The sequence below is a fragment of the Actinomadura sp. 7K507 genome (genome assembly GCF_004348425.1).
Taxonomy (GTDB): Bacteria; Actinomycetota; Actinomycetes; order Streptosporangiales; family Streptosporangiaceae; genus Spirillospora.
Window position 1 is genome coordinate 1 of record NZ_SMKK01000355.1, and the last position, 7,011, is coordinate 7,011.

Here is a 7,011-nt window from a genome sequence, read left to right on the forward strand (position 1 = left end):
CGACGGGTTCGTCCTCTGGACCAGGCTCGCCCCGAACCCTCTCGCCGAGGACGGCCTCGGCGGGATGCCGAGCCGGACGGTCCCGGTGCGCTGGGAGGTCTCGTCCGACGAGCGCCTCCGCCGCATCGACCGGCGCGGCACCGCCGCCGCCCGCCCCCAGGCCGCCCACTCCGTCCACGTCGAGCTGAACGGCCTTCGCCCCGGGCGTGACTACTGGTACCGCTTCCGCGCCGGCGACCACGTCTCCCCGGTCGGCCGGACCCGCACCGCCCCGCATCCGGCCACCTTCGGGCCGGCGCTCACGATGGCCTTCGCCTCCTGCTCCCAATTCGAACACGGGTATTTCACGGCGTACCGGCGGCTGGCCGAGGAGCACCCCGACCTGATCCTGCACCTGGGCGACTACCAGTACGAGTACAAGAAGGGCGTCTACAACAGCCCCGGCGGCAACGTCCGCGACCACGACGGCCCCGAGACGGTCACCCTCGCCAACTACCGGCAGCGGCACGCCCAGTACAAGTCCGACCGCGACCTTCAGGCCGCGCACGCCGCCGCGCCGTGGCTCGTCGTGTTCGACGACCACGAGATCGAGAACAACTGGGCCGACGACATCCCCGAGAACGGCTCCGAAACCCCCTCCTACGAGGAGTTCCGGACGCGGCGGGCCGCCGCGTTCCAGGCGTACTACGAGAACATGCCGCTGCGGCGCCGCTCGCTCCCGAAGGGCCCCGGCATGCGGCTCTACCGCCGGGTCCGGTGGGGGCGGCTCGCCGGCTTCCACATGCTCGACACCCGCCAGTTCCGCGACGACCAGGCCTGCGGCGACGGCTACAAGGACTGCCCGGAGGCCACCGACCCGACGCGCTCCATCACCGGCGACGCGCAGGAGAGGTGGCTCCTCGACGGCTTCCGGCGCTCCCGTGCCCGCTGGGACGTCCTCGGCCAGCAGGTCTTCTTCGCCCAGCGCGACAACACCGACGGTCCCGTCAAGAAGACGTCGATGGACGGCTGGGACGGCTACGTCGCGTCCCGCGACCGGATCACCAGGGGCTGGCTGGACGCCGGGGTCCGCAACCCCGTCGTGCTCACCGGCGACGTCCACGCCCACTGGGCGAGCGACCTGAAGGCCGACTACGACGACCCGGACTCCAGGACGGTCGGCTCCGAACTGGTGTGCACGTCCATCAGCAGCACCGGCGACGGCCGGGACTCCGACCCGGCCGACCACCCCTTCCTCAAGATCAACCCGCACCTGCGCTTCTACAACGACCAGCGGGGATACGTGATCACCAAGATCGGCAAGGAGGAGATGAAGGCCGACTTCAAGACCCTGCCCGGCGTCCGGACACCGGGCGGCGAGATCTCCACCAAGGCGACGTTCGTCATCGAGGACCGCGTCCCCGGCGTCAACCGGACCTACCTGCGTCCCTTCGCCTCGGCGAAGTCGGCGCGGTCGGACCAGGAGATCATCCGCCAGACCATCGAGAACGAGACCCAGCCCTGACGGGTCCCGGCCGGGACGCGCGGCGCGTCCCGGCCGGGACGCTCAGCGGTCGACGCGCGGGCTCGTCGCCTGGCCGCTGAGAATGTCGCCCAGGTCGTAGGCGACCGGAACCTCCAGCTGCTCGTAGGTGCACGACTCCGGTGTCCGGTCCGGGCGCCAGTTCCGGAAGCGGGCGGTGTGCCGGATCCGGGTGCCCTCCATCCCCTCGTAGGCCACCTCGACGACCAGGTCGGGACGCAGCGGCACCCAGCTGAGGTCCTTCTTCCCGGTCCAGCGGGAGATGGCGCCCGGCATCCGGTCGACGGTCGCCTCGGTCTGGCTCGCCCACTCCGACCACGGATGCTCGCTGAGATCCTCCAGCCGGTACGGCTGCAGCTCCTCGACCAGCTCGGCGCGGCGCTTCATCGAGAAGGACGCCGCCACCCCGACATGCTGGAGGTGCCCCTCGGAGTTGTAGAGCCCGAGCAGCAGCGACCCGACGATGGGACCGGACTTGTGCCACCGGAAGCCGGCCACCACGCAGTCGCAGGTCCGCTCGTGCTTGACCTTGAACAGCACCCGCTTGTCGGGCTCGTACACGGTGTCGCGCGGCTTGGCGATGACGCCGTCCAGCCCGGCGCCCTCGAACTCGTCGAACCACCGCAGCGCCAGGTCGTAGGACTCGGACACCGGCGTCACGTGGATCGGCGCCTTCACCCCCGCCAGCGCGTCGACGAGGCGTCGCCGCCGCTCGCCGAGCGGCACCTCCAGCAGCGACTCGTCGCCGATCGCCAGCAGGTCGAACGCGATGAACGACGCCGGCGTCTCCTCCGACAGCAGCTTGATCCGCGACGCGGCGGGATGGATGCGCTGCTGGAGGCCGTCGAAGTCGAGGCGCGTCCCCTTCGGCAGGACGATCTCGCCGTCCACCACGCACCGCTCGGGCAGCTCGCGCTTCACCGCCTCGACCACCTCGGGGAAGTACCGGGTGAGCGGCTTCCTGCCGCGGCTGGACAGCTCCACCTCGTCGCCGTCGCGGAACACGATGCAGCGGAAGCCGTCCCATTTCGGCTCGTACAGCAGGTCGCCCTTGGGCATGGTCTTGACCGCCTTGGCCAGCATCGGCGGCAGCGGCGGGCTGATCGGCAGGTCCATCCCCCCATTTTGCGCCCCGGCACCGACAAAAGGACATGCCGGGGCCGCGCAACGGCCGTTGGATAACCTGCAGGTCATGCACCGCCTGCTGCCCGAACCCCCCGCCGACGGCATCGACCCGTACGACGCCTACGCGGACGCGCCGGGGATGCGCCTCGGCATGGTGATGAGCGTCGACGGCTCCGTCACCGACGCCGAGGGCTGGACGGACAAACTCGGCGGCGACGCCGACTTCCGCGTCTTCCGGACGCTGCGCGCCCTCAGCGACGCGATCCTCGTCGGGGCGAGGACCGTCCGCACGGGACGCCTCGGCCCGGCCCGCCTACGAGCCGATCTGCGCGCGCGCCGCGGCGGCCCGCCCGCCCCCATCGTCGTGGTGAGCCGCTCCCTCGACCTGGACTGGACGCTCCCGCTCTTCACCGAGGCCGAGACACCGACCATCGTCGTGACGTCCCGGAACGCCCGGAACGAGGTCCCGGGCCACGTCCAGGCGATCGGCGCAGGCCGGGACGACGTCGATCTGCCCGCCGCCATCAGGACCCTCCGCGAGGACCTCGGCCATGAGCGTCTTCTGTGCGAGGGCGGCCCGGCCCTGGCCACCGCGCTGATCCGGGCGTCCCTCGTGGACGAACTGTGCCTCAGCATCGCCCCCGCGCTCCTCGGCGGCGCCCGCCACACCCGCCTCCTGGACGGCCTGGACGCCGAGGTCCCGCTCGACCCCGCGGCCCTCTACCTGGACGAGGGCGTCCTGTTCATCCGCTACCGGCTTCGGGTGTAGCGCAGGAACAGGAAGTTCTCGTCCTCCATGGCGTGGGCGAGGGTCAGTTCCGGCGGGACGGGCACGGGCGCCCCGTCCAGGATCCGTGTCGGGTGCCCGGCGAGCAGCAGTGGGCTCAGCGTGAGGCACAGCTCGTCCAGCAGCCCGGCCGCCACCACCTGTGCGAGGACGCCCGGACCGCCCTCGCACAGGAGGCGCCTGTGGCCGCGGGCCTCAAGCTCCTTGACGGCGGCGGGGAAGTCGAGCGAGTCCTTCCCGGCGACGATGACGTCCGCGCGTTCCCGCGCGGTCTCCAGCCTCGCGGGATCGGAGGTCGTGGTCGTCAGCACGATCGTCCGGGCCTTCGCCTCGGCGAAGATCGGCGCGTCGAAGTCCAGGTCGAGGGTGCGCGAGACGATCGCCAGCGGCGGGACGGGGGACCGCCCGTCCCGGACGCCGTCCCAGCCCCCGCTCGGCTTGACCGGCCCGTAGCCCTCGGCGCGCACCGTGTTGGCGCCGACGACGACCACGTCGGCGAGCCCGCGCAGCAGCAGGAACAGGTGCTGGTCGGCGGGATTGCCGAGGCCGCCGCTGCGCTCGTCGCGCTGCGCAGCCCCGTCCAGGCTGGCGACCATGTTGGCCCGCATCCAGGCGCCGTCCGGCGGATAGGCGTAGCGCTCGACGAGATCGACGTCGCCGGCCTCCGGAGAAAGGATCCGCATGAATCCCCAAGCTACTCGACCCGTGGCGGGCCACGCGGACGGCGGCCGGTGTGCCAATCCGCACGAATCCGCCATAGCGGGAGAGCCGGGAGGTCACACTGGCCCGGGGGCCGGGGATGAGGTCTTCTTGGAAGGAGCCGGGGGTTGGAGTTCGCCGCATTGGGCGCATGGGTGGTGGCCGCCGTGGGGGGCGGCCACCTGCTGATCATCTGGATGGCGAACGGGGGGCCGTCGGCGAAGGTGACGCGGTTCCCGGCCCTGGTCGTGGTGGGCCATCCCCTCGCCGGTGTGGCCGGGCTCGCCGTATGGATCGGCTATCTGGTCACCGCGCGCGCCGAGTTCGCCTGGCTCGCCTTCGCCGCCCTGCTGGTCGTCACGCTCCAGGGGTTCATGCTGCTCACCCGCTGGCTCGTCGGACGCGGCGGCCGGCACGCCCGAGGCGCGGAACAGGCCTTTCCCGCCGCCGCCGTGGCCGTCCACGGCACGGTCGCCGTCACGACCTTCGTGCTGGTCTTCCTCAGCGCCATCGAAGTGACCCGCGCCTAAGGCCTGTTCAGCACCGGCCGTCGAGCCCGGCCGTCACCTCGTCCGGGCTCTGGGCCAGGCCGTTCCGGTAGGCGGCGTCGAAGGCCGCCTCGCCGAGCGCCGTGCGGGTCGCCGCCGAGATGCGGTCGATCTCCGCCCGTTCGGAGGGTGCCAGCGGCACGGAGACCGCCTGCCGCGCCGCGCCGGCGGCGCCCAGCAGCCGCGCCGAGGCCGCGTGGTCGCCGGCGAGGCCGACGGCCCCGGCCAGGCCCTCCAGCGCCATCGCGACGCCGCGGGGGCTGTCCAGCGTCCGGGCGGCCTGGAGCGCTCTCAGATGCAGCTTCCTGGCCTCGGCGGCCTCGCCGCGCCGCTCGGTGAGGAGGCCGAGTTCGGTGAGGACCACCGGCAGGTAGAGAGGCGGCGGAGCCTGGCTCTCCTCCTGCGGCCAGGCCGCGCGCAGCAGGCTGTTGAGATGCCTTTCCGCCAGGTCGAGGTCGCCCTGGCGGCGGGCGGCGAACGCGACCCCCATCTCGGCGAAGGTCTTCGCCACCCGAAGTCCCTGGTCGGTGGCCAGCCGCAGCGCCTGCCCGCTCAGGTCCTTCGCACGCGAGTAGTCGCCCTGCTGGACGGCGATCCAGCCCAGGGAGGCCAGCCGTACCGAGACCTCGGGCCACAGGCCGAGCTCCTCGGCCATGCGCAGTCCCTCGCCGGACAGCCGGGCCGCCCTGGGGTGGTCGCCGGCCAGCTCGGCCAGCCCGCCCAGCCAAGCGGTGGCCTGGAGGAGCCCCCAGCGGTCGCCGACCTCGCGGAACAGCGCGGCGCTCCGCTCGGCGTCGCGTTCCATGGCCTTCAGATCGGCGCGCAGGTGCCCGAGCTTGGCCCGCGTGCTCAGCACCGCGGCCGTGCCCCACCGGTCGCCGGCGCCGCGGAAGACGGGCAGCGCCCGGTCCAGGCGCTCGCCGACCGCGGGTACGTCTCCGAAGTCGGTCTCCGCATAGGCCAGGAACCACTCCGCCCTGGCGCGCGCGACCGGCTCCGCGACCAGTTCGCACACCCGGGCGGCCGCCGGGACGGGCTCGCCCAGCAGCACCTCGATCCCGGCCTGCCACGCCGCCGCCCTGGCCCGCAGTGCGGGGGACGGCCGCCCGTCCACCGACAGGGCCGCACCGAGCGAGCGCCGCGCCTCGGCCAGCCTGCCGCGCAGGAACCAGTACCAGGCCAGGGCGCAGGTGAGCCGCAGCGCCCGCTCGGCGTCCCGCTGCCGTACCGCGTGGTCGAAGGCGCTGCGCAGGTTCGCGGTCTCGGCGTCGAGCCGCCGCAGCCACCGGCGCTGATCGTGGCCGTACAGCCGCTCCTCGGCCCGTCCGGCCAGTTCGGTGTAGTACCGGCCGTGCCGGTCCCGCACCCGTCCGGTCTCGCCGGCCTCGGCCAGCCGGTCGCCGCAGTAGGCGGCCACCGACTCCAGCAACCGGTAGCGCGGACCGTCGGGACCGTGCGCGACCGCGACGAGGGAACGGTCGACCAGCCGGGCGAGCAGGCCCGCCACGCCGGCCGGGCCGTCCGCGCCGCACACCACCTCGGCGGCCTCCAGCGTGCAGCCGTCGGCGTGCACCGCCAGCCGCCGCAGCACGACTCGTTCCGGATCGGTGAGCAGGTCCCAGCTCCAGTCGATCATCGCGGTCAGCGTCCGCTGGCGCGCGGGGGCGTCCCGGCGGCCGGCGGTCAGCAGCCGGAACCGGTCGTCGAGCCGGGCCACCAACTCCTCGACGCCGAGCGCCCGGACCCGGGTGGCGGCCAGCTCCAGCGCCAGAGGTATGCCGTCGAGCCGCCGGCACAGCATCGCGACCGCCCGCGCGTTGCCGGCGGTGAGCGCGAACCCCGGTGCGGCGGACGCGGCCCGCGCCACGAAGAGCCGCACGGCCGGCGAGCGGGCGAGCTCCGCCGGGTCCGTGCCGGAGCCGCCGGGGCCGGGCCCGCCGAAACCGGACACGTCGAGGCCGGACACGTCGAGCGGCGGGACGGCCCAGACCTTCTCGCCGGGCAGCCCGAGCGGCTCGCGGCTGGTCGCCAGGACGCGCAGGCCGGGGCAGCCGCGCAGCAGGAGCCCGGCGAGCCCGGCGGCCTGCTCGACGACGTGCTCACAGTTGTCGAGGACGAGCAGCAGCCGCCTGGCCCGCAGCGCGCCGACGAGCCGGTCGGCCGCGCCCGTGGCGTCACGGACGTCGAGCGCCGCCATCACCACGTCCGCCGGCCGGTCCGCCGATCCGGGCTCCAGCCCGCCGAGTTCGGCCAGCCAGGCGCCGTCGGCGAAATCGCCGGCCATGGTGCCCGCGGTCTCCAGGGCGAGCCGCGTCTTGCCCACCCCGCCC

The 7,011-nt window shown here is 73.7% G+C and carries 6 protein-coding genes; 3 read left to right on the forward strand and 3 right to left on the reverse strand.

Features of this window, described 5'->3' with window-relative positions:
* Positions 1-1,504: alkaline phosphatase D family protein (locus E1285_RS42095; protein WP_132160396.1), on the forward strand; the 1,504-nt coding region annotated here is incomplete at its 5' end.
* Between the two features lie 42 nt (positions 1,505-1,546).
* Here E1285_RS42095 and E1285_RS42100 read toward each other — a convergent pair.
* The gene (locus E1285_RS42100) at positions 1,547-2,638 is read right to left on the reverse strand and encodes an ATP-dependent DNA ligase (protein ID WP_132160398.1); all 1,092 of its coding nucleotides are present in this window, start codon (positions 2,636-2,638) and stop codon (positions 1,547-1,549) included.
* Between the two features lie 76 nt (positions 2,639-2,714).
* Here E1285_RS42100 and E1285_RS42105 point away from each other — a divergent pair, with 76 nt between their 5' ends.
* The gene (locus E1285_RS42105) at positions 2,715-3,416 is read left to right on the forward strand and encodes a dihydrofolate reductase family protein (RefSeq protein WP_132160399.1); all 702 of its coding nucleotides are present in this window, start codon (positions 2,715-2,717) and stop codon (positions 3,414-3,416) included.
* Here E1285_RS42105 and E1285_RS42110 read toward each other — a convergent pair.
* Positions 3,398-4,117 carry a pyrimidine reductase family protein gene (locus E1285_RS42110; protein WP_132160401.1) on the reverse strand — a complete coding sequence of 240 codons (720 nt, stop codon included), beginning with the start codon at positions 4,115-4,117 and terminating at the stop codon, positions 3,398-3,400. The genes E1285_RS42105 and E1285_RS42110 overlap by 19 nt on opposite strands.
* 144 nt (positions 4,118-4,261) lie before the next feature.
* Here E1285_RS42110 and E1285_RS42115 point away from each other — a divergent pair, with 144 nt between their 5' ends.
* A complete protein-coding gene (locus E1285_RS42115; RefSeq protein ID WP_132160403.1) occupies positions 4,262-4,663 on the forward strand; it encodes a hypothetical protein in 402 nt (133 codons plus the stop codon).
* Positions 4,664-4,670: 7 nt separating this feature from the next.
* Here the strand turns inward: E1285_RS42115 and E1285_RS46165 are convergent.
* The coding region (locus E1285_RS46165; protein WP_165966993.1) for an AfsR/SARP family transcriptional regulator at positions 4,671-7,011 on the reverse strand (2,341 nt) is incomplete at its 5' end.

Excerpts from the sequence above, each read along its gene's own strand:
- E1285_RS42105 (WP_132160399.1), top strand. The coding sequence starts at position 2,715 with ATGCACCGCCTGCTGCCCGAACCCCCCGCCGACGGCATCGACCCGTAC.
- E1285_RS42100 (WP_132160398.1), bottom strand. The coding sequence starts at position 2,638 with ATGGACCTGCCGATCAGCCCGCCGCTGCCGCCGATGCTGGCCAAGGCG.
- E1285_RS42110 (WP_132160401.1), bottom strand. The coding sequence starts at position 4,117 with ATGCGGATCCTTTCTCCGGAGGCCGGCGACGTCGATCTCGTCGAGCGC.